Here is a 21,681-nt window from a genome sequence, read left to right on the forward strand (position 1 = left end):
CTGACAGGGCGGACTTGGCAACTCTGGCACATCTTCGCAGGACCCGAACGCGGGGGTCCGCTAGGAGGCATTCGCCCCCCTCACCAGCGAGATGGTCCGTTTTCACACGAGATCAACCGTGCGCTCGAATTGCCACTCTTCGGTGATGCTTGGGGTCTTTTTCACTGCCTGTTCCCATTACCTGTTCGGGGGCGCCCCCTCGATGGGACGGCCCAGAACGCCCGGCCGCCGTTGCCATGGCAGCGGCCCCGTGGGCGGCCGGTAGCCGACGCCCAGGGCGTCAAGTCGCCGGTAGTGGACGCCCATCCGCCGCTCGAAATCGGCGAAGTCCCGCTCCGCGGGGGCGGGCAGGCCGGTGCTCCAGGCCACCTCGGCGAAGGCCGCGAGCCTCGGGAACGTCTGGTAGTCCACGCGCGCGTGGTCCTCCATCACCTCGGTCCACACGTTGGCCTGAGTGCCGATCACATGGCCGGCCTGCTCCTCGGTGAGCTGCGGTGGAACCGGCTCGAAGCGGTAGACGTCCTCCAGGGTGCGCACGTACCCGATGGGCACGGGTTCGTCCTCGCCCGCGGCCTGGCGGTGGTCCAAGTACACCTGCTGCTCGGGGCACATGACGACGTCGTGGCCGGCCCGCGCGGCGGCGATTCCGCCTTGGTACCCACGCCAGGACGACACCGCCGCACCCGGCGCCAGACCGCCCTCCAGGATCTCGTCCCAGCCGATGAGCCTGCGCCCGCGCGCGGTGAGCCAGCCGTCGAAGTGCGTGATGAACCACGACTGGAGTTCGTCCTCGTCCGCGAGCCCGAGTTCCTTGATGCGCGCCTGCGCGGTCGGCGACTGCTTCCACTGGTCCTTCCGGCATTCGTCGCCACCGACGTGAACGAACTCCGAGGGGAACAGGTCGAGGAGTTCCTCGAAGACCCCCTCGTAGAAGCGCAGGGTGTTGTCAGTGGGGGCGAGTACGTTCGGAGAGATCCCCCAGTCGTCCCAGACGGAGAGAGCGGTGGTGTCGATGACGTCGGTGTTGCCGAGTTCGGGGTACGCGGCGATGGCGGCCTGCGAGTGGCCCGGTACGTCGATTTCGGGGACGACGGTGATATGCCGCTCGGCGGCGTAGGCGACGATCTCCCGGATGTCGTCCTGGGTGTAGAAGCCCCCGTGCGGCTTCTCCTCCCACAGCGGTGAGGCGCGGTGGCCGAATTTCGTGCGCGCCCGCCAGGAACCGGCCTCGGTCAGCCGGGGGTACTTCTTGATCTCGACGCGCCAGCCCTGGTCGTCCGTCAGATGGAAGTGGAAGACGTTGAGTTTGTGGGCGGCCATCAGATCCAGGTAGCGCAGGACGCCGTCCTTGGGCATGAAGTGCCGGGCCACGTCGAGCATGAGGCCGCGCCAGCGGAAGCGGGGGGAGTCCTCGATCGTGACGTGCGGCACGGCCCAGGTGCGGTCGCGGCCGATCGGGGCCCTGCGGTACGCGTCGGGGCCGAGAAGCTGACGCAGCGTCTGGGCGCCCCAGAGGACACCGGCCGGGCTGCCGCCCTCGATCAGCACGCCGGTCGCGTCGCTGACAAGGCGGTACTCCTCGGGGCCGAGCCCGGGGACGAGTTGGAGCCCGATGCCGTCGTCCACGGCGTCGTCGAGTTCCCTCCCCTCGCGCAGCGGCAGACCGGTGGCCTGCCTCAGGACGGTGCGCAGCCAGTGACCGACGCCCTCCGTCGCGGTTCCGGCGTAGAGCTGAGAGTGCACCGTCAGCCGCACCTCGCCTGAACCTGCGACGACGCTGCGAGGTGCCGGAATCAGATCCGTCGATGAAGTCACGTTCAGTCCTTTACCGCGCCGCCCAGTCCGGAGACCAGCCGCCGCTGTACGAGTACGAAGAACACCAGCACCGGAATCGTCATCACCGTGGAGGCCGCCATCACCCCTCCCCAGTCCGGCTCGTCGGGCTTGTAGAAGACCAGCAGAGCCATCGGCAGGGTCGACTGGGAGGTGTCGCTGATGATGAAGGACTTGGCGAACAGGAAGTCGTTCCAGGCCGAGATGAAGGAGAACACACTGGTCGCCACCAACCCGGGGAAGACCAGCGGGAAAAGGATCTGCCACAGGAATCGCGCCCGGCTCGCCCCGTCGATGTAGGCGGCCTCCTCCAACGCCTCCGGAACGGCTTTCACGAACCCTCGCAGCATCCAGATCGCGAAGGGCAGGGAGAAGGCGATGTGCGGCAGGATCAGCGAACCCAGGGTGTTCAGCTGGCCGAAGTCCCGCATGAGGAAGAACAGGGGGATCGTCAGCGCCTCCACGGGCACCATCTGGGCCACCAGAAACATGATCAGCAGGGTGGTCCGGAAACGGAAGCGGAATCGTGTCACCGCGGTCGCCGCGAGAAACGCGATCAGCGCGGAGGCCAACACGACCGTGCAGGCCACCACCAGACTGTTGACGAAGTAACGGCCGAATTCCTGCTGCCCGAAGACCCGCCGGAAGGAATCCAGCGAAGGCGCCAGCGTCCACGGCCGGGGCTCGGTCGACTCGATCTCCCCGGCCGGTTTGAAGGCGCTGAGCGCCATCCAATAGAGGGGGAAGGCGACGACGACCGCGATCAGCAGCGCCGACGCCTCGGCGGCCAGCCGCCAGGGACGCCGTACCAGACCACGCACGAGATTCACAGCTCCTCCCCCTGCCTGCGCAGCAACCGCAGGTACACGAGCGTGACCGCCAGCAGGATCAGCAGCATCACGACGCCGATCGCCGAGCCCAGGCTGTACTGCGAGGACGCAAAGGCCTTTTGGTACGCGTACACGTTCAGGACGAGGTTCTGCCCGGCGATGCCGCCCCCGTTCGTCATGACGTAGATCTGGGTGAAGACCTTGAAGTCCCAGATGACCGACTGGATGGTGACGACCACGAGGATCGGCCGGAGCATCGGCGCGAGCACCGAACGCCAGATGCGCCAGTGCGAGGCACCGTCCAGCGCGGCGGCCTCCAGCACCTCACTCGGCACGGCACGGATCCCGGCGTACACCGTCACCATCACGAACGGGAAGGAGCACCACACCACTTCGAGCAGGACAAGGAAGAAGGCACTGACGCGCCCGTACGTCCATGAGTAGTCACCGAGCCCCAACACCCGGTTCACCGGCCCGAAGTCGGGATCGAAGAGAAGCAGCCAGACCGTCGATCCCGTGACCGCCGGCGTGGCCCATGCCCCCAGCGCCGCCAGCATCAACGCCAGCCGAGGCACCGCACGCACCCGCGTGAGCAGCACGGCGAGGGCACACCCGACGGCCAGCGTCGACACCACGCACGCCGACGCGAACAGCACGGTCGCCAGCAGCACCTGCCAGAACTGCTCGTCGGAGAACAGCTCCGCGTAGTTCCCGAACCCCTCGAAGGTGGTCGGCTCCCCACCACTGACCTGGGCCTGCGTGTACTGAAAGAACGAGATCAGCCCAAGCTGATAGATGGGATAGACAAGCAGCCCACCAAGAACGACGAGGGCGGGAGCGAGGTACAACCAGGGAGTCCAGCTTCCTCGACGCCGCGCACCCCCACCCCCCAAGCGGCGCGGGGAACTGCGCGACAAGCCACCGAATGCCTGCACCCGCCGACGCTCCACAACCCCCGAGCTATTAGGCGTCACCCCGCAGAGCCAAACGCATCGTTCATCTTCGTCGCCGCCCCCTCGGCCGCCCCCGCCACATCCTTCTTACCGCTGATGACCTCCTGGAACATCGTCGGCAACACCAGCGAGGAATCGATCTGCGCCCACGCGGGCGAGGCAGGAACGAACTTCGTCCCCGCGGACAGCGTCTGCGCGAACGGCTTCACGTACGGCTCCTCCGCCGCCACCTGCTGCCGCACATCCGCGAACGTCGGCAGGAATCCCATCGCGTCGAACAGCGAGGACTGGGTCTCCTTCGAGGCAAGCTGTTCCATCAGCTGGACCGCGAGGGTCCGATGCGACGTGGACTTCAGCACACCGATGTTGTTGCCGCCCGCGAAGGCCGGCGCGATCGAGCCGGACTCCACTCCCGGCAGCGGCACGACCGCGTACTTGCCCTTCACCTTGCCCGCCTCGACGGCGGTGTGGCTGAAGTCGCCGCCGATCGCCATGCCCGCCTTGCCCGCCGCGAACGCGGTGATCGTGTCGTTGCCGCCCATGCCGGCGCACTTGGCGGCGGGACAGTTGTCGTCGCCGAAGAGGGAGGTGTAGGCCTTGATGCCCTTCTGGGCGGCCGCGCTGTCGATGGCGGAGGCGTACGAACCGCCCTTGCCCGTGGCGAGTTCACCGCCGTTGGCCCAGATGAACGGCATCGCGCCGTACGTGTAGGCGCCGCCCACGACCAGGCCGTACAGGTCGGGCTTCGCGGCGCGGATCTCACGTGCGGTGGAGGCCAGCTCGGCCATGGTCTTCGGGACTTCGAGGCCGAGTTCCTCGAAGACGTCCGTCCGGTAGTACAGGGCGCGGACGCCGACGTAGAGGGGCGCTCCGTAGACCTTGCCGTCGACGGTGACCGACTGCTTCGCGGTGGGGTCGGTGTCCTTGGCCTCGCTCCAGTCGCCGAACTCCTTCGTGACGTCGAGGAGCCCGCCGTCCTTCACATAGCCGGCCGTGTCGGTGTTGCCGTACTCCATGACGTCGGGAGCGGACTTCGGGTCGTTGAAGGCGGCCTTGACGCGCTGGGCGCGGGTCTCGATCGGGATGTACTCGACGTCGACCTCGGTGTCCTTGTGGGCCTTCTCGAAGGCGGCGACCACGGAGTCGACGACCTTCTCCTTCGGCTGGTTGCCGACCTCCTGGAAGAGCCAGACCCGCAGCGTGCCGGTCTTCTCGTCCTCGTCGGAGGAGGAGTTGTCGGACGTCTGGGGGGCGCAGGCCGTGACGACCAGGGCGGCGAGGAGGAGGGCGGGGAGTCTGGGAGAAAGCTTCATGGAGTAGTCCTCCGGGAGTGCGTTGCAACATACGCAATGGTGGTTTCGCTCTGCACAACACAACGGAGGCTAGGGACTGCATGAACACGACCACAAGAGGTCTCAACCACTCTGTGACCGGCAGACGCACCCCGTGCAACGCACGGACAGCACAAAGGCCCCCAAGGGCACGCAAAACGTGCCTCAGGGGCCTCACTTACTTCCGACCGGCCGGAGGGCCACGTGAGCCGAAGGGCTACTTGTCGCCCTTGCCGCCCTTGCCCTTGTCGTCGCCGCCGCCGACGCCCATGGACTCGTAGATCTCCTTGCACATGGGACACACCGGGTACTTCTTCGGGTCGCGGCCCGGTACCCACACCTTGCCGCAGAGCGCCACGACGGGGGTGCCGTCGAGGGCGCTCGCCATGATCTTGTCCTTCTGGACGTAGTGGGCGAAGCGCTCGTGGTCGCCGTCGCCGTGGGACACCTGTGGCGTCGGCTCTACGAGGGTCCCCGTACCAGTCCCGCGCTCGGGCTCAAGAGTGCTCATACGCCCAAGGGTACTGAAGCTCACATGCATCAGTTGAGCGAAGGGTCGTCCGGGTACGTCGCGACCATCGCGAGCTCGTTGCGCTGGCGGCGCAGGACCTCGCGCCAGAGTCTTTCCGGCGCCGGGGAGGACACGTCGCCGGGCTCCGACTCGACCACGTACCAGGCGCCTTCCACCAGCTCGTCCTCCAGCTGACCGGGGCCCCAGCCGGCGTAGCCCGCGAAGATGCGCAGGGAGCCGAGGGCCGCGGCGAGCAGTTCCGGCGGGGCCTCCAGGTCCACGAGCCCTATCGCGCCGTGCACCCGGCGCCAGCCCAGCGGGACGTACTCGCCGGAGGGCTCGCCCGGGATGACGGCCACACCGAGGGCCGAGTCCAGCGACACCGGGCCGCCCTGGAAGACGACGCCGGGCTCGCCGGTGAGACCCGCCCAGCCCTCCAGGATGTCGCCGACGCCCACCGGGGTGGGGCGGTTGAGGACGACACCGAGCGAGCCCTCCTCGTCGTGGTCGAGGAGAAGCACCACCGCGCGGTCGAAGTTCGGGTCCGCCAGGGCGGGCGTGGCCACGAGCAACCGCCCTGTGAGCGAGGACACCTCGGTCATGCGAGACATGATCCCGCATCTTCCCTTCGCTCGGGGAGGCAATGGGGGTACGGGAGTGAATGCAGCTCAGGGCTCACAGGTGCGTCCCAGGCGCACAACTCGGCCAGTGACCCCATGTGTCCGATTGTGAACGGTTCGTGTTGTGACAGAGCTATGACGCAGCTGGGTGGTACTTGGGCTTACGGAAGGGGGGTCGGCGGCGATTACTCTGTTTCCCCGGCCCTGCCCAACTCATCGGAACGCGAGATACATGACCGTCAACGACGATGTCCTGCTTGTCCACGGCGGAACCCCGCTGGAGGGCGAGATTCGTGTCCGCGGTGCGAAGAACCTCGTACCGAAGGCCATGGTCGCCGCCCTGCTGGGCAGCGCACCGAGTCGACTGCGCAACGTTCCGGACATCCGTGACGTGCGTGTCGTACGCGGTCTGCTGCAACTGCACGGGGTGACGGTCCTTCCGGGTGAGGAGCCTGGCGAACTGGTCCTCGACCCCTCGCACGTGGAGAGCGCGAATGTCGCCGACATCGATGCCCACGCGGGGTCTTCGCGCATCCCCATCCTGTTCTGCGGTCCGCTGCTGCACCGCCTCGGGCATGCGTTCATCCCCGGTCTCGGCGGCTGCGACATCGGCGGCCGGCCCATCGACTTCCACTTCGAGGTGCTGCGGCAGTTCGGCGCGAAGATCGAGAAGCGGGCGGACGGCCAGTACCTGGAGGCTCCGCAGCGGCTGCGCGGCACCAAGATCCAGCTGCCGTATCCGTCGGTCGGCGCGACCGAGCAGGTGCTGCTGACGGCCGTCCTCGCGGAAGGCGTGACCGAGCTCTCCAACGCCGCCGTGGAGCCGGAGATCGAGGACCTCATCTGCGTTCTCCAGAAAATGGGCGCCATCATCGCGATGGACACCGACCGCACCATCCGCGTCACCGGTGTGGACCAGCTCGGCGGCTACAACCACGCCGCGCTGCCGGACCGCCTGGAGGCCGCCTCGTGGGCGTCCGCGGCGTTGGCGACCGAGGGCAACATCTACGTCCGCGGCGCCCAGCAGCGCTCGATGATGACGTTCCTGAACACCTACCGGAAGGTGGGTGGCGCCTTCGAGATCGACGACCAGGGCATCCGCTTCTGGCACCCCGGTGGCCAGTTGAAGTCGATCGCGCTGGAGACCGACGTGCACCCCGGCTTCCAGACGGACTGGCAGCAGCCGCTGGTCGTGGCCCTCACGCAGGCGACAGGCCTCTCCATCATCCACGAGACGGTCTACGAGTCCCGCCTGGGCTTCACGTCCGCGCTCAACCAGATGGGCGCCCACATCCAGCTCTACCGCGAGTGCCTCGGCGGCTCAAACTGCCGCTTCGGGCAGCGCAACTTCCTCCATTCGGCAGTCGTGAGCGGCCCCACGAAGCTCCAGGGCGCGGACCTCGTCATCCCCGACCTCCGCGGCGGCTTCTCCTACCTCATCGCGGCGCTGGCGGCCCAGGGCACCTCCCGCGTCCACGGCATCGACCTCATCAACCGCGGCTACGAGAACTTCATGGAGAAGCTCGTGGAACTGGGCGCGAAGGTGGAGCTGCCTGGTAAGGCGCTCGGGTGAGATTGGTCAGCCCGGCCGGCGTTTGAGGCCATTGGTGACAGCGACAACGATGGGGCGGCACCCGGAGTCCGGGCGCCGCCCCATTGGCGTTGCTACAAGCCGTACACCATCCCGTGGCATACAGATGGCAAGGTTACTTACCCTTGGCGGCTTCCTTGAGCTTGGAGCCCGCGGAGACCTTCACGCTGTAGCCGGCCGGGATGTTGATCGGGTCGCCGGTCTGCGGGTTGCGCGCGGTGCGAGCGGCACGGTGGGTGCGCTCGAAGGTCAGGAAGCCGGGGATGGTGACCTTCTCGTCGCCCTTGGCGACGATCTCGCCGACGGTCTCGGCGAAAGCGGCCAGAACGGCGTCGGCGTCCTTGCGAGTCACCTCGGCGCGGTCGGCCAGCGCGGCCACCAGCTCACTGCGGTTCATGTTGTTACTCCCGTGTTCTTCTTGCCGTATGAGGCGTGCCACGCGGCGGAGCCGCATATCGGGCACTGCGAAGTAGATGCTGCCAGGGCCCTCGGACATTCCCCGGACCCGGGTCCGCCATCGGACCCTCGCGCCCAGGGAGGCATCCTGCCCCTACCTGCGGCGGGAAAGCCAATCCGGCACCCGTAGGAGTCGTGATAACACCCTTGGGAGTCACACGAAAAGAGGGTTGAGCCTGGCCGCAACGATAAACGGCGGCCAAAGCCCCTGCGTTCCGCGACGCGCCGAGGTGAGGCCTGCCGTGGCGATCCTCACAGCAGGTGCCCGCCCCAAGAGCCTACGACGCCTACGCCCCCGCCGCCTTGGCGGCCTCCCGCACCGCCCCCGCCACCGCGCCCGCGACCTTGTCGTTGAAGACGCTGGGGACGATGTAGTTCGGGTTGAGCTCGTCCTCGGTCACGACGTCCGCCAGCGCCTTCGCGGCCGCGAGCATCATCTCGGTGTTGACCGTGCGGGACTGGGCGTCGAGGAGGCCGCGGAAGACACCCGGGAAGACCAGCACGTTGTTGATCTGGTTGGGGAAGTCGGAGCGGCCGGTGGCCACAACCGCCGCCGTCTGGCGGGCGATTGCCGGGTCGACCTCGGGATCGGGGTTCGCGAGCGCGAACACGATGGCGCCGTCGGCCATGGCGGCCACGTCATCGCCGTCGAGGACGTTCGGGGCGGAGACGCCGATGAAGACGTCGGCGCCGCGCACGGCCTCCTTGAGGGTGCCGGTGATGCCCTCGGGGTTGGTGTTGTCGGCGATCCAGCGCAGCGGCGAGTCGGGGGCGGCGTCCACCAGGTCCTCGCGGCCGGCGTGCACGACGCCGTGGATGTCGGCGACGACGGCGTGCTTCACGCCCGCGGCGATAAGCAGCTTCAGGATCGCCGTACCGGCCGCTCCGGCGCCGGACATGACGACCCGTACGTTCTCAACTCCCTTGCCCACCACGCGAAGTGCGTTCGTGAGCGCCGCCAGCACCACGATCGCGGTGCCGTGCTGGTCGTCGTGGAAGACGGGGATGTCGAGGGCCTCACGCAGCCGGGCCTCGATCTCGAAGCAGCGGGGCGCGGAGATGTCCTCGAGGTTGATGCCGGCGAACCCGGGGGCGATCGCCTTGACGATCTGGACGATCGCGTCGGTGTCCTGGGTGTCCAGGCAGATCGGCCAGGCGTCGATGTCGGCGAAGCGCTTGAAGAGGGCCGCCTTGCCCTCCATGACCGGCATGGCGGCCATCGGGCCGATGTTGCCGAGCCCGAGGACGGCGGAGCCGTCCGTCACGACCGCAACGGTGTTGCGCTTGATGGTGAGGCGGCGCGCATCCTCGGGGTTCTCGGCGATCGCCATGCAGACGCGGGCCACACCCGGCGTGTAGACCATGGACAGGTCGTCACGGTTGCGGATGGGGTGCTTGGACTGCATCTCGATCTTGCCGCCGAGGTGCATGAGGAACGTACGGTCGGAGACCTTGCCGAGCGTGACGCCCTCGATGCCGCGGAGCTGCTGGACGATCTCGTCGGCATGGGCCGTGGAGCTCGCCGCGATGGTGACGTCGATCCGGAGCTTCTCATGGCCGGACGCGGTCACGTCGAGGCCGGTCACCGAGCCTCCGTGGGACTCTACGGCCGTGGTGATCTGGGAGACCGCGGTTCCACTCGCGGGCACCTCCAACCGGACCGTAATCGAGTAGGAGACGCTGGGCGCCGTTGCCATGGCCGACTTCCTCTGCTTTCACCGGGTGACGCTGGGTATGCCGTCCGATGGTCGCACCTACTGTCGGGTAGCTGGTAGCCGCCCCGGATTGCGAACGTTTTGTTCACAGCGAAAGAGGCCCACGTCACATCGACGTGGGCCTCTCGAACGTTCAGTGACACCGACCCGCCATGCTCGCCTCGCGGCAAGTGGTCGCTCGTAGCGACGAAGGTTGGGCCCGGGGGCTTGGATCGGGCCGGTGCCACACCCAGGCTAACAAACAGATCCCGTAGGGCCATTCCCGTCCCGAGAGTTCATCCAGCCGTCCCTCGTTCAGTCCCGCAGCAGGTCCGGCACCCCGTTCCCGTCCGGCGCGTCCCGCTCCGCCGACACCACCGTCAGCTGCTGGGTGGCCCGGGTCAGTGCGACGTACAGCACACGCAGGCCCGCCGGGCTCTCGTCGGCGATCTCCGCGGGCGAGACGACGACCGTCGCGTCGTACTCCAGGCCCTTGGCCTCCAGGCTGCCGAGCGCCACGACCCGGTCGCCGAGGCCGGCGAGCCAGCGGCGGGCCTCCTCGCGCCGGTTCATGGCGACCACGACGCCGACCGTGCCGTCGACGCTGTCGAGCAGCCGGGCGGCCTCCTCGCGGACGGTGCGGCCCAGGGAGGCGCTCACGGCGGTGAAGCGGGGCCGCACGCCGGTGGACCGGACCGCCCGGGGCGACTCGGAGCCGGGCATGGCCAGTGCCAGTACCTTCGCCGCGAGCTCGGCGATCTCGGCCGGGTTGCGGTAGTTCACGGTGAGCTCGAAGCGGCGGCGCGGGCGGGTGCCGAGGGCCTCGTCCCGGGCCTGGGCGGCCTCGTCGGGGTCGGACCAGGAGGACTGGGCCGGGTCGCCGACGACCGTCCAGGTGGCGTGCCGGCCGCGGCGGCCGACCATGCGCCACTGCATGGGCGTGAGGTCCTGGGCCTCGTCCACGATGACGTGCGCGTACTCGACGCGCTCCTGCGCCAGCCGCTCGGCCCGCTCCCGCTGCGACTCCTCGCGTACGGGCATCAGCTCCTCGAGCCCGGTGAGCTGGTCGAGCGGGTCCAGTTCGCGTTTCCTGCGGGGGCGGGCGGGGGCGCCGAGGATCGCCCGGAGCTCGTCGAGCATGGCGATGTCGTGCACGGTGTGACCGTCCCGCTTGAGCGAACGGGCCACCTTGCGGATCTCGCCGGGGTTGAGGATCCGCCGGGCCCAGCGGCCGAGCCGGCGTTCGTCGGCCATGGCGGCCAGCACGTGCTGCGGTGTCAGCTCCGGCCACCAGGCGTCGAGGAAGGCGAGGAAGTCGTCCTCGGACGTGATGTCCTCGTCGAACGACGACCGCAGCTCGGCGGCCAGCTCGGGGTCGGTGTGGCGGGTGGCGGCACCCGACCGGTCCCACAGCGCGTCCAGGAGAAGCTTGCGGGCGCGCGGGCGGAGCAGGTTGACGGGGGCGGTGCCGCCGAGGGCGGCGTGGCGGATACGTTCCAGCTCGGCCGCCTCCAGTTCGAGACGGCGCCCGAACGCGACCACCCGCAGCCGGGTGGGCGGACCGGCGGGGGCCGGCGCCGATCCTGCCGTGGCGTCGTCCTCCTCCTCGCCGAAGGCGAGCTGGCCGGAGGCGGGACGGACGGAGGCGGGACGGCCTGAGGCCGAACGGCCCGAGGCGGCACCCGGCCCCAGCTCCAGCGCCCCCCGCGCCGCCTTCCGCAGCACCTTCAGCATGCGGTACGAACCCTTGGCGCGGGCCACCGACGGGGAGTCGTAGAACGTGGCCTCGGTGCCGTCGACGAGGGAGCCGATGGCGCGGATGGCGACCTGGCCCTCCTCGCCGAGGGAGGGCAGGACGCCCTCGGTGTACGCCACCAGCAGCGGGGTCGGCGAGACGATGAGGATGCCGCCCGCGTACCGGCGCCGGTCCTGGTACAGCAAATACGCTGCCCGGTGCAGCGCCACCGCCGTCTTCCCCGTTCCCGGGCCGCCTTCGACATACGTCACGGAGGCGGCGGGGGCGCGGATGACCAGGTCCTGCTCGGCCTGGATGGAGGCGACGATGTCGCGCATCGTGTGGCTGCGGGCCTGACCGAGGGCGGCCATCAGGGCGCCGTCGCCGATCACCGGGAGCTCGTGGCCGTCCAGCGTGGCCTTCAGCTCGGGGCGCATCAGGTCGTCCTCGACGCCGAGGACACGGCGTCCCTTGGAGCGGATCACCCGGCGCCGGACCACCCGTCCCGGATCGACCGGGGTCGAGCGGTAGAAGGGGGCGGCGGCGGGGGCGCGCCAGTCGATGACCAGGGGCGCGTAGTCCTGGTCGAGGACGCCGATACGGCCGATGTGGAGGGTCTCGGCGATGTCGGCCGTGCCGTCGTCGCGTACGGCGCCGTCGGCGGGCTCGATGGCGGTGTAGGCGCCGTCGGGTCCCTTCTTGCCGTCCTTGCCGAGGAGCAGGTCGATCCGGCCGAAGAGGAAGTCCTCGAATTCGTTGTTCAGGCGGCTGAGGTGGACACCCGCCCGGAAGACCTGCGCGTCACGCTCGGCGAGTGCGCCGGGTGTGCCGACCTGGCCGCGCTTGGCGGCGTCGTGCATGAGGAACTCGGCCTCGTGGATCTTCTCCTCGAGCCGCTGGTACACCCGGTTCAGGTGTTCCTGTTCGACGCTGATCTCCTGGTCGCGAGCGGAGTCGTCGCGTACGGAGTCCTGGGAGGAGTCGAGCGCGGTTTCCTGTTGAGCCTGTGCGGCCACCGGGCCCCCTTCTGACGTGCTGGGCAGCCGTCAAAGGTACGCGAAGGGGGCCCCGGAAAGCTATGCGTCTACCTCTACGAGCCGCTTTCCTTCGAAGGTCATGACCTCGAAGTGGTCGATCTCGTTCGGGGTGAAGGCGGCGCCGCCGTGGACGTAGAGCGGGTTTCGCGCCTGCTCGGTCTTGGCGTTCTCGATGCCGTAGCCCCAGTTCGGGACGGACCAGGAGGTGATCGTCTCGCGTTCGCCGTTCTTGCCGACGGCGATGAGGGAGCACTTCAGCGGGCCCTTGACGTTCTTGAGCTCCAGGACGGCGTGGGTGCCCCAGGCCTTCGGCTCCAGGCCGACGGTGGCGCTGACCTTGGTGGTCGGGTCGGTCGCCGAGATCTTGTCGGACATATGGTCGAAGGCTTCCTTGGCGGGGCTGGCGGCGAGCGTCTCGTTGCCGCCGGAGCCCTGGTCGCCGGCCGTCGTCGCCACCGCGGCCACCGGACCGCCGATGATCAGCGCGGCCGCGGCCGCCACCATGTAGAAGGAACGGCGTCGCGTCATGGCGCGTCGCTCGGCGACCTCGTTGACCAGCTTCTCCGCGAGGCGCGGGCTGGGCTTGGCGGACAGCGACTCGCCGATGGCGGGCGTGCCGGTGCCGGGCAGGTCCGCGAGGGCGGCCAGCATCGGCTCCATCCCGGCGAGTTCGTCGAGCTGCTGGGCGCACCATTCGCAGGTCGCGAGATGGACTTCGAAAGCGGTCGCTTCGGCGTCGTCGAGAATCCCGAGGGCGTAGGCGCCGACGGTCTCGTGCTCATTCGGGCCCGGAGATCCCTGCATGGGGCCAGACATACCCGGACCACCCGAGCCGAATCCCTGATGTCCCCCGTAAACACTCATCACGCCGTCACCCCCCGCTCCTCCAGTGCCAGCTTCATCGACCGCAGGGCATAGAACACCCGTGAGCGCACCGTGCCACTCGGTATGCCAAGCGTCTCAGCCGCCTCATTGACCGTACGCCCCTTGAAGTACGTCTCGACGAGCACCTCCCGGTGGGCGGGGGTCAGGTCGTCGAGCGCATCCGACAGCGTCATCAACCACAGCGCCTTGTCGATCTCGTCCTCCGCGGGGATGACCTCCAGCGGCGACGGATCGACCTCCTGCGGCCGGGCCTGCCGGCTGCGGTGGCCGTCGATGACGATGCGGCGTGCGACCGTCACCAGCCAGGGGCGTACCGATCCGGTCGCTCGATTGAGCTGACCGGCGTTCTTCCAGGCACGGATGAGTGTCTCCTGCACGACGTCCTCGGCGCGCTGCCGGTCTCCGGCGACCAGCCGGAGTACATAAGCGAGCAGAGGTCCGGCGTGCTCTCGATACAGCGCACGCATCAGCTCCTCATCTGGTTCCGAGGGCTGGGACATGCGATGTCGGGCCCTCGATCCACGTTCATTGGCCACGACGGAATCCTTGCGCACGCCCACCTCCGATGTCCGGGGGTTCCCCCAGTCGGTCGCTCGACTACCGGTACGGAGGGGGGCCGTTGTGTGTTCAAAGTGACGTGACAGTTTTCTTCGCGGTGACGTGACGAGGGAGGACATGGGTGCACATTCCCCCCGCCTTGTCTTTACATTCCCGCCACAGTGGCAAGATCGATGCCTATGCCGACGGCATGCCGCAATCTCACGGAGTGTTATCGAAATCACTTCGACAGCCGTTTCACATACGGCACTTATGGGACACCTAGGTTCGGGCGATAGCCGCGCGGCGCCGGTGCCGGGCCACCCGTTCACGGTTCCCGCAGACCTCACTGGAGCACCAGCGCCTCCTGCGACCCCGTGATGTGTCGACGTACACGATGGGGCAGTTGTCCCCTTCGCACTGTCTGAGACTCGTCCGGGCGACGGGGTCGGTGAGCAGCTCGACGGTGTCCCGGGCGATCGCACCGAGCAGCGCGGCGTACTCCGGCGGATCCAACTCCCTCACCAGCGTGCCGTCTTCGCCGCGCAGGGCGCGCGGGGCCGGTGGTGCGGTGCGGGCGAGTTCGTTGACGCGGGTGAGCGAGACGTCGTACGACGGCGACGTGGGCGACAGCCGGCCGTGCACCAACCGGCCGACGTGGCCGCGCAGTTCACGGAAGCCCACCAGCCAGGAGGCGTCGGCGTGGGTGAGCGGGGTGCCCGGCGGGACGAGGCCGGAGCCGGTGATCCAGGCGCGCAGCACCTCGACGGAGTCGACCTTTTCGTCGGGGTGGGTGGTCGCGAGGAGATCCAGGCAGATCCGCCCGGCGTCGAACCGCAGCTCGTACGCGGACGAGGTCACGCCCGTGGCCGTACCCAGTGCCATGTGCCTGTCACCGCCTAGGTCCGGAGAACCGTTCCTCTAACAGTGCCTGCCCGCTCACGCGCCCGGAACCCCTCGTACCGCCCGTGCGTGGACGTCCGCTTATGCGGGTGCGGGCCTCGGCCATGTTCCGTCCGCCGTGCGGCCCGTTGACTGAAGGGCATGACAGAGAACAGGACTGCCGGCGGATTCGTACTGGGTGCGGCCACGGTCGCCATGGGTCTGGCCGCCGGGACCTTCTACACCTTCGCGTGCGCGGTGATGCCGGGCCTGGCCCGCAGCGACGACGAGGTGTTCGTCGAGGCCATGCGGAACATGAACGACGCGATCCTGAACCCGGTGTTCTTCCTGAGCTTCTTCGGGGCGCTGCTGCTGACCGGGGTGTCGGCGTGGCAGCTACGCGCGGCGCCCCACCGGAAGTGGGTGTGGGCGGGCCTCGCGGCGTACACCCTCACCTTCCTCATCACCGTCATGGTGAACATCCCGCTCAACGACGACCTCGCCGACACCGGCACTTCGGCGTCGACCGCACTCGAGGACTTCGAGGACATGTGGGTGGCCTGGAACGTCGTACGGACGCTGCTGTCGACGCTCGCCCTTGGGTTCCTGGCCCGGGCCCTTGTCCTGCACGGCCGTCAGACGTCGGCGTACTTGGAGTCGGCGGCCGGGTCCAGGGCGAGCCGGTAGCCGCGCTTGACGACGGTCTGGATCAGCTTGGGCGCCCCGAGCGCCGTACGCAGCCGGGCCATCGCCGTCTCCACGGCGTGCTCGTCGCGCCCGGCGCCGGGCAGAGCACGCAGCAGTTCGGCCCGGGCGACGACCCAGCCGGGCCGCCGGGACAGGGCCCGCAGCAGGGACATTCCGGCGGGCGGCACCGGTTTCAGCTCACCGTCGACCAGGACCGCGTGCCCCCGGATCTCCACCCGGTGCCCGGCGACCGGCAGGGACCTCGCCCGGGCCGGCAGCTCCTTGCACAGCAACTGGACGAGGGGGCCGAGCCGGAAGCGTTCGGGCGAGACCGTGTCCACGCCCACGGCCTGGAGCGGCAGCGCGGTGACCGGGCCGACACAGGCGGGCAGCACGTCGTGGTGCAGGGCGGCGAGCAGCTCGGCCAGCAGACCGCGCTCCTCGGCACGGTTCAGCAGGGACGCGGCGGCGGGCGCGCTGGTGAAGGTGAGCGCGTCCAGGCCGCGCGAGACCAACGCGTCGAGCAGCCGGTCGACGGGGCCGATGTCCTCCGGCGGCATCCACCGGTAGACGGGCACCCCGACGACCTCCGCTCCGGCGGCCCGCAACGACTCGACGAACCCCGGCAGCGGCTCACCGTGCAGCTGTACGGCGATACGACGCCCCTCGACCCCTTCCTCCAGCAGCCGGTCGAGCACCTCGGCCATGGACTCGCTGGACGGCGACCACTCCTCGGTCAGCCCGGCGGCCCGTATCGCACCCTTGACCTTCGGCCCGCGCGCGAGCAGTTCCACACCGCGCAGCCGGTCCAAGAGGTCCTCGCCGATTCCCCACCCGTCGGCGGCCTCGACCCAGCCCCGGAAACCGATCGCGGTCGTGGCCACCGCGATGTCCGGCACGTTGTCGACGATGTCCTTGGTGGCGGCGAGCAGTTCGCCGTCGTCGGAGAGCGGCACGATCCGCAGGGCAGGGGCGTGCAGCACGACGGCGCCGCGCCGCTGGAGCAGCGCCCCGAGCTCGTCGGCCCGGCGCGCGGCGGTGACACCCACGGTGAACCCGGCCAACGGCCCGTGTTCCGATCGCTGCTGTTCGTCGTACATAACACTCGTCCCACACTCGAGTCGGTGCACCGTCTGGCTCTGGTGAGGCATTTTCGGCTCTTCCGCCTACATGGCGAACGAGCCTGTCAACGGTGCGTGACAGGCTCGGTTCGACTTGATGTCGCTGGTGTTACGTCACACCTCGGCGTAGCTGAGCTGCGGCTTCCTCTCCGAGGCGGCCGAGGTGGCCGAAGCCTGCGCGGCCGGGCGGCGAAGGTATACGGCCCAGGTGACCACGAAGCAGACGCCGTAGAAGGCGAGGAAGGCGACGAACGCGCCGGTGCCGGAGCCCACGCTCAGGAACGACTGCCGGAAGGCGAGGTTGATCCCGAGCCCGCCGAGCGCGCCCACCGCGCCGATGAGCCCCATGGAGGCGCCGGAGAGCCGGCGGCCGTAGGAGGCGGCCTCCTCACCCTCGAGCCCCATGGCGGTCGCCTTGGCCTGGTAGATGCCGGGGATCATCTTGTACGTCGACCCGTTGCCGAGGCCGGTCAGCACGAACAGGAAGATGAACGCGGTGGTGAACAGCGGCAGCGACTCCTGCATCGACGCGATCACGATGACGCCGGTGGCCGCAGCCATGGCGGCGAAGTTCCACAGCGTGATCTTCGCGCCGCCGTAGCGGTCGGCAAGCCAGCCGCCCACCGGACGGATCAGCGAGCCGAGCAGCGGGCCGATGAAGGTGACGTACGCGGACTCCAGGGGCGTACGCCCGAACTGCGTCTGAAGGACCAGCCCGAAGGCGAAGCTGTAGCCGATGAACGACCCGAACGTCCCGATGTAGAGGAAGGACATGATCCAGGTGTGGGCGTCCTTCACGGCCTCCTTGGCGGCGCCGGTGTCGTTCTTCACGGACGAGATGTTGTCCATGTACAGCGCGGCGAGGATCGCGGCGACGATGATGAAGGGGATGTAGATCCCGAGCAGCACGCGCGGTCCGCCGCTCGCGCCGATGACCGCGAGGCCGACCAATTGCACGACGGGGACACCGATGTTGCCGCCACCGGCGTTCAGCCCGAGCGCCCACCCCTTCTTCCTGAGCGGGAAGAAGGCGTTGATGTTGGTCATGCTGGACGCGAAGTTGCCGCCACCGATACCGGCGAGCATGGCGCACATCAGGAAGGTCGTGAACGACGTCCCCGGCTCCATGACGATGAAGGCGGCGATGGTGGGGAGCAGCAGCAGGGACGCGGAGACGATGGTCCAGTTCCGGCCGCCGAAGACCGCGACCGCGAAGGTGTAGGGGACCCGGACGATCGCGCCGACCAGCGTCGCCATCGACACGATGAAGAACTTGTCGGCCGGGGTGAGCCCGTACTCCGGGCCCATGAAGAGCACCATCACCGACCACAGGGTCCAGATCGAGAACCCGATGTGCTCGGAGAGGACGGAGAAGAGGAGGTTGCGGCGGGCCACCTTCTCTCCGGTCTCGTTCCAGAAGGTCTCGTCCTCGGGATCCCAGTGATCGATCCAGCGGCCTCCCCTGCTCTGGGCGGGGGCCTGGCTAGGGGCTGTCATGACGCCTCCACGGTGCTCCGGGGCTCGGGCGGTTCTTTGCGGTGCTGAGCGGTATGAGTCCCGAAGGTAGGGAGGGCGCGTTTCCTGTCTGTGGCCTCGGGTGACCGGAAAGGAACTTTGCTCTCACCTCGGCGGGGGGCGGGATGAGAGGTTGTACGGCGATACGAACGCGGACGGCCGTCACGGACGGGCGGCGCGGCCCGTCCTCTCCCCCGAGGGAGGACGGACCGTGCCGGTCATCCCCTCACCTCACCCGCTCACCAGAAGACGCGCAGGTACGGCCACGACTGCGAGCCGGGCAGCCCGTCGACGTCGAGGACGTGCCGTCCGTAGTGCTTCGCTTCACTTCGGGTGGGCTGTGCTGCTCACCGCCAGTGGCCGCTCCTCCGGCTCACCGGCGAGTCGGCATCGAGCGGGTGGAGTGACGCGTCACTGCTGTGGGGGTTGGGGTGGGGCTGTGCGGGTGGCCGTAAGGCTGCTGGGGCTGAGGGGTGTAGGCCCTGGACTTCACCTCGTTCGTGCACGGCACGGAAGGGCAAGCCCACGGGCGACTCCGGACAGCGGCTTCGGGGGGTGGGGACAAAACAGTGGTCCCCTAGTCATCACCGGCTTCACGGTCGTCGTAATCCTCGGCCAGCCGAAGCCCTAGATCGGATTCCCAGTCCAATGCCCACTGACGCAGTTCGGTGATCTCCCGGGGCCCGAGCCCGTAGGCCGCGAACTCCTCGTCGCTCACCCACACCACGCTCTCCAGCCGGTCACGCAGCTCGACCAGGTCGAGCTCCCCCTCGTCCCGCAACCCCAGCTGCTCGAGTTCGATCACGGAGTAATAGCGGCAGGCCGCGTGCACGTCGATCACGTCTCGCGGTAGCCCGCGATCACCGAGGGCACGTACCTTCATGACCACGAGGTCTTCGAGATCCACCACGGGTCCGACGTCCAGGGCAACGGGACGACGGGACAGGGCTTCTTTGAGGAGGTCGACCTCGCAGGCTTCCTTGCTGTCCGGATCCGTAACCAGCAGCCGCGCCTTCAGCGGTCTGACGTCCACCACGGAAACGGCCCAGCCCTTGCCGATCAGGCCGTCGGCGAGACGCGAGACGATGTCCGTCATCGACGCGGGATGCCGGGTCGCGAAATCCAGATCCTGGCTGAGGCGAGCGACCAGGCCATGAGCCTGTACGGCATAGCCACCGGCGAGGGCCAGCTCGTAGTCACCGCCCGCGTCGAGGGCGTCCGCCAGCAGACGGCGGTGCAGTGCGGGCAGCTTCATGCTGTGCCGGAGCGGCGGAGCTCGGGGAAAGCTTCCTCCCATGTCTCACGCACACCACGACCCAGCATCTTGCGCAGGATCGGCCAGTGGCGCACGAGATGTTCGCGGTTGAGGTAGCGCACGAAATCATCCCTGGACCCGTTGTTGAGGACGATCCGGTACAGACCGAGCAGCAGTTTCACGTCACCGAGGTCGAATGCCCGCAGCCCGGACCACGCGAGCTCCAGCGGAAGCTCGACGGACCCGCTCTCGGGACCGGCCAGCTCGTCGAGCGTCACCGGCAGCCGCTCCGTCCCGTAGCCCCAGCGGGAGGGCGCTCTGCTGCTTCCGTCTGCGTACTCGGCCACGACAGCAGTATGCCGGTACTGCTCGACGGCATGCGGCCCGCGCGAACGGCTCCGTCCGTACGAACCCGAAGCCGCTGCCCGATTCAACACCCGGCCTTCCTCCCGCCGACCTCGAACCAGAGCAGCTTCCCGGCGCCCCTGTCGAACAGGCCGTCACCGATGGGCCAGCCGCCCCATGAATCGGCGTACTCCTGGACGAGCAGCAGGCCCCGCCCGCTTGTGACGTCCGTCGGCGGGGACGGGACGCGGTCGCCGGGCGGCTTGTCGAAGGGGGCGGGGATGTGGGAGCTCGTGTCCCATACGCCGGTCCGGAGGCGTCCGTCGCCCAGAGCGGTCAGCCGGAGGGACGAGGGGCCCCGTGTGTGGCGGTAGGCGTTCGTGACCAACTCGGATGTCAACAGCTCGACGACGTCGACGACTTCGTGCATGCCGTGACCGTTCAGAGTGGCTCGTACGGTCATACGTGCGACCCGTGCCGCGCGGGGGTCGTGGGGCAGGCGGAGGGCGTACACCCAGGTGTCGGGCGGGGATACGGTGCCCATGGAAACCTCCAGGAGTCTCGCAGGAAGGGGGAGACGGGCTCGCTCAACTGCCGTGCCCGGCGGTGGCATTGCCTGGGTTGGTGCACTTCCGGCTTATGGGTGGGGGGAGTTGGGCGGTGTGGCGCTACGCTAACGCAGCATTGAGATACTTCTCAGTGAATCCAGGGAAGTGCATTAGTAATTACCTCGTGCGAGGTACCCGAGAGCCGCGCCGCGGCCGGAAAGGAGGCCCCTTGCCACCCGCCAGCACACCGACCCTGCGACAACGGCGTTTGGGGGCTGAACTGCGCAAGGCTCGCGAGCGAGCGGGGCTGACGGCCACTGGCGCAGCCGCAAAACTCGGCGTCAACCAAGGACGGGTCAGCATGATCGAGACGGGGCGCAGCCCCCTCAGCGCGGACCGTGTCCGCTCACTCGCACGCACCTATGACTGCGGAGACCCCCGCCTCGTGGATGCCCTCGCCGCGATGGCGCAACGCCAGACGCGCGGCTGGTGGGACAGCTACCGCGACCACCTGCCGGTCGGCCTCATCGACCTCGCCGAGTTGGAACACCACGCGGCAGCCCTGCGCGTCGCCCTGGTCATTCACATCCCCGCCCTGCTCCAGACGACCGACCACGCCCGCGCCCTCTTCAAGGAGGCGGTGCCTGAACTGCGGCAGTACGAGATCGAGCACCGCGTCAGCCACCGGATCAAGCGACAGGGAATCCTCCACCGCGAGGACCCGCCCCCGTACACAGCTGTGCTCCACGAGTGCGCACTGCACATGGGGTACGGCGGCCCCGCTACCGTGCGCGCCCAGCTCCAGCACCTGCTGGACATGAGCGAGCTGGACCACGTCACCGTAAGAGTGATCCCGTTCGGCAAGGGTTCCTTTCCCGGCACCGGACAGTCCGTCGACTATCTGGCGGGGCCGGTTCCCCGGCTGGACACTGTTCAGCTGGACACCCATCACGGCTGCGAGTTCCTGGACGCCGAGGCCCAGTTGGAGAAGTACCGCCTCGTACTCGACCGCATGGAGGCGAACGCCCTCAAACCCGCAGAGTCCAGTGACCTGATCCGCCGCATCGCCCAGACCGTCTGAGGTAACCGTGTCCGAACTCCATTGGAAGAAGTCCACTTACAGCCCCGACGCCTCGAACTGCGTCGAGATAGCCATCGCCCCCACCACCATCCACATCCGCGACTCCAAAACCCCCACCGGACCCCACCTCACGTTCCCACCCACCACTTGGGCGGACTTCCTCTCGCACGCGGCGGACGCGAGGCGCTGAGCACGAAGCACACTCGCTCGGGTGATCGGGGCGCAAGTTCTTGC

At 68.6% G+C, this 21,681-nt stretch carries 21 protein-coding genes; 4 read left to right on the forward strand and 17 right to left on the reverse strand.

Annotation, left to right across the window (positions count from 1 at the left end; translation table 11 throughout):
- Positions 1 to 177: 177 nt before the first annotated feature.
- From KCH87_RS43725 to KCH87_RS43750, 6 genes are all read right to left on the reverse strand, one after another.
- Positions 178 to 1,815, reverse strand: a complete 1,638-nt coding sequence (locus tag KCH87_RS43725) for a beta-N-acetylhexosaminidase (protein WP_210593536.1) — start codon at positions 1,813 to 1,815, stop codon at positions 178 to 180.
- 2 nt (positions 1,816 to 1,817) lie between these two features.
- Positions 1,818 to 2,663: a carbohydrate ABC transporter permease gene (locus KCH87_RS43730; RefSeq protein ID WP_210593537.1), complete on the reverse strand. Its 846-nt coding sequence runs from the start codon at positions 2,661 to 2,663 to the stop codon at positions 1,818 to 1,820.
- On the reverse strand, positions 2,660 to 3,580 hold the full coding sequence (locus tag KCH87_RS43735; protein WP_374199101.1) for a carbohydrate ABC transporter permease: 921 nt from the start codon (positions 3,578 to 3,580) through the stop codon (positions 2,660 to 2,662). Before KCH87_RS43735 ends, KCH87_RS43730 begins: the two co-directional genes overlap by 4 nt.
- Positions 3,581 to 3,633: 53 nt before the next feature.
- Positions 3,634 to 4,929 (reverse strand): extracellular solute-binding protein, encoded by a 1,296-nt coding sequence (locus KCH87_RS43740; RefSeq protein WP_210593539.1) that lies wholly within the window; start codon positions 4,927 to 4,929, stop codon positions 3,634 to 3,636.
- 235 nt (positions 4,930 to 5,164) lie between these two features.
- Positions 5,165 to 5,458 carry a DUF3039 domain-containing protein gene (locus KCH87_RS43745; protein WP_210593540.1) on the reverse strand — a complete coding sequence of 98 codons (294 nt, stop codon included), beginning with the start codon at positions 5,456 to 5,458 and terminating at the stop codon, positions 5,165 to 5,167.
- Positions 5,459 to 5,487: 29 nt separating this feature from the next.
- The gene (locus KCH87_RS43750; protein WP_210593541.1) at positions 5,488 to 6,060 is read right to left on the reverse strand and encodes a YqgE/AlgH family protein; all 573 of its coding nucleotides are present in this window, start codon (positions 6,058 to 6,060) and stop codon (positions 5,488 to 5,490) included.
- A gap of 250 nt (positions 6,061 to 6,310) precedes the next feature.
- Here KCH87_RS43750 and murA point away from each other — a divergent pair, with 250 nt between their 5' ends.
- Positions 6,311 to 7,651: a UDP-N-acetylglucosamine 1-carboxyvinyltransferase gene (murA, locus tag KCH87_RS43755; RefSeq protein WP_210593542.1), complete on the forward strand. Its 1,341-nt coding sequence runs from the start codon at positions 6,311 to 6,313 to the stop codon at positions 7,649 to 7,651.
- Between the two features lie 133 nt (positions 7,652 to 7,784).
- Here murA and KCH87_RS43760 read toward each other — a convergent pair whose 3' ends face one another.
- From KCH87_RS43760 to KCH87_RS43785, 6 genes are all read right to left on the reverse strand, one after another.
- Complete coding sequence (locus KCH87_RS43760; protein WP_105974351.1) at positions 7,785 to 8,066, reverse strand: HU family DNA-binding protein; 282 nt, start codon at positions 8,064 to 8,066, stop codon at positions 7,785 to 7,787.
- Between the two features lie 346 nt (positions 8,067 to 8,412).
- Positions 8,413 to 9,822, reverse strand: coding sequence for an NAD-dependent malic enzyme (locus KCH87_RS43765; protein WP_210593543.1), 1,410 nt, complete (start codon positions 9,820 to 9,822; stop codon positions 8,413 to 8,415).
- 312 nt (positions 9,823 to 10,134) lie between these two features.
- Positions 10,135 to 12,570: a UvrD-helicase domain-containing protein gene (locus tag KCH87_RS43770; protein ID WP_210593544.1), complete on the reverse strand. Its 2,436-nt coding sequence runs from the start codon at positions 12,568 to 12,570 to the stop codon at positions 10,135 to 10,137.
- A gap of 60 nt (positions 12,571 to 12,630) precedes the next feature.
- Complete coding sequence (locus KCH87_RS43775; RefSeq protein ID WP_282613076.1) at positions 12,631 to 13,455, reverse strand: anti-sigma factor; 825 nt, start codon at positions 13,453 to 13,455, stop codon at positions 12,631 to 12,633.
- Positions 13,455 to 13,976: a sigma-70 family RNA polymerase sigma factor gene (locus KCH87_RS43780; protein WP_010039908.1), complete on the reverse strand. Its 522-nt coding sequence runs from the start codon at positions 13,974 to 13,976 to the stop codon at positions 13,455 to 13,457. The genes KCH87_RS43775 and KCH87_RS43780 overlap by 1 nt, the downstream gene beginning before the upstream one ends.
- Positions 13,977 to 14,295: 319 nt before the next feature.
- Complete coding sequence (locus tag KCH87_RS43785) at positions 14,296 to 14,898, reverse strand: ABATE domain-containing protein (protein ID WP_210593546.1); 603 nt, start codon at positions 14,896 to 14,898, stop codon at positions 14,296 to 14,298.
- Positions 14,899 to 15,057: 159 nt separating this feature from the next.
- On the opposite strand from KCH87_RS43785, the gene KCH87_RS43790 reads away from it, so the two are divergent.
- The gene (locus KCH87_RS43790) at positions 15,058 to 15,582 is read left to right on the forward strand and encodes a DUF1772 domain-containing protein (RefSeq protein WP_247197705.1); all 525 of its coding nucleotides are present in this window, start codon (positions 15,058 to 15,060) and stop codon (positions 15,580 to 15,582) included.
- Here the strand turns inward: KCH87_RS43790 and KCH87_RS43795 are convergent.
- From KCH87_RS43795 to KCH87_RS43815, 5 genes are all read right to left on the reverse strand, one after another.
- Entirely contained in the window at positions 15,531 to 16,682 is a 1,152-nt protein-coding gene (locus KCH87_RS43795) for a uroporphyrinogen-III synthase (RefSeq protein WP_210593547.1), read from the reverse strand. The genes KCH87_RS43790 and KCH87_RS43795 overlap by 52 nt on opposite strands.
- A gap of 135 nt (positions 16,683 to 16,817) precedes the next feature.
- Positions 16,818 to 18,200 carry a NarK/NasA family nitrate transporter gene (locus tag KCH87_RS43800; protein ID WP_210593548.1) on the reverse strand — a complete coding sequence of 461 codons (1,383 nt, stop codon included), beginning with the start codon at positions 18,198 to 18,200 and terminating at the stop codon, positions 16,818 to 16,820.
- Between the two features lie 595 nt (positions 18,201 to 18,795).
- A complete protein-coding gene (locus tag KCH87_RS43805) occupies positions 18,796 to 19,473 on the reverse strand; it encodes a nucleotidyl transferase AbiEii/AbiGii toxin family protein (protein ID WP_210593549.1) in 678 nt (225 codons plus the stop codon).
- Positions 19,470 to 19,820 carry a hypothetical protein gene (locus KCH87_RS43810; protein ID WP_308299061.1) on the reverse strand — a complete coding sequence of 117 codons (351 nt, stop codon included), beginning with the start codon at positions 19,818 to 19,820 and terminating at the stop codon, positions 19,470 to 19,472. The genes KCH87_RS43805 and KCH87_RS43810 overlap by 4 nt, the downstream gene beginning before the upstream one ends.
- An 83-nt stretch (positions 19,821 to 19,903) precedes the next feature.
- Positions 19,904 to 20,362: an ATP-binding protein gene (locus tag KCH87_RS43815; protein WP_210593550.1), complete on the reverse strand. Its 459-nt coding sequence runs from the start codon at positions 20,360 to 20,362 to the stop codon at positions 19,904 to 19,906.
- Positions 20,363 to 20,595: 233 nt separating this feature from the next.
- Here KCH87_RS43815 and KCH87_RS43820 point away from each other — a divergent pair, with 233 nt between their 5' ends.
- Both KCH87_RS43820 and KCH87_RS43825 read left to right on the forward strand, forming a co-directional pair.
- On the forward strand, positions 20,596 to 21,447 hold the full coding sequence (locus KCH87_RS43820; RefSeq protein ID WP_210593551.1) for a helix-turn-helix transcriptional regulator: 852 nt from the start codon (positions 20,596 to 20,598) through the stop codon (positions 21,445 to 21,447).
- A 7-nt stretch (positions 21,448 to 21,454) separates the two neighbouring features.
- Positions 21,455 to 21,637, forward strand: a complete 183-nt coding sequence (locus KCH87_RS43825) for a DUF397 domain-containing protein (RefSeq protein WP_210593552.1) — start codon at positions 21,455 to 21,457, stop codon at positions 21,635 to 21,637.
- The last annotated feature ends 44 nt before the right edge of the window (positions 21,638 to 21,681 follow it).

Origin of the sequence: Streptomyces sp. GESEQ-35 (assembly GCF_017948485.1) — a bacterium.
Lineage (GTDB): Bacteria > Actinomycetota > Actinomycetes > Streptomycetales > Streptomycetaceae > Streptomyces.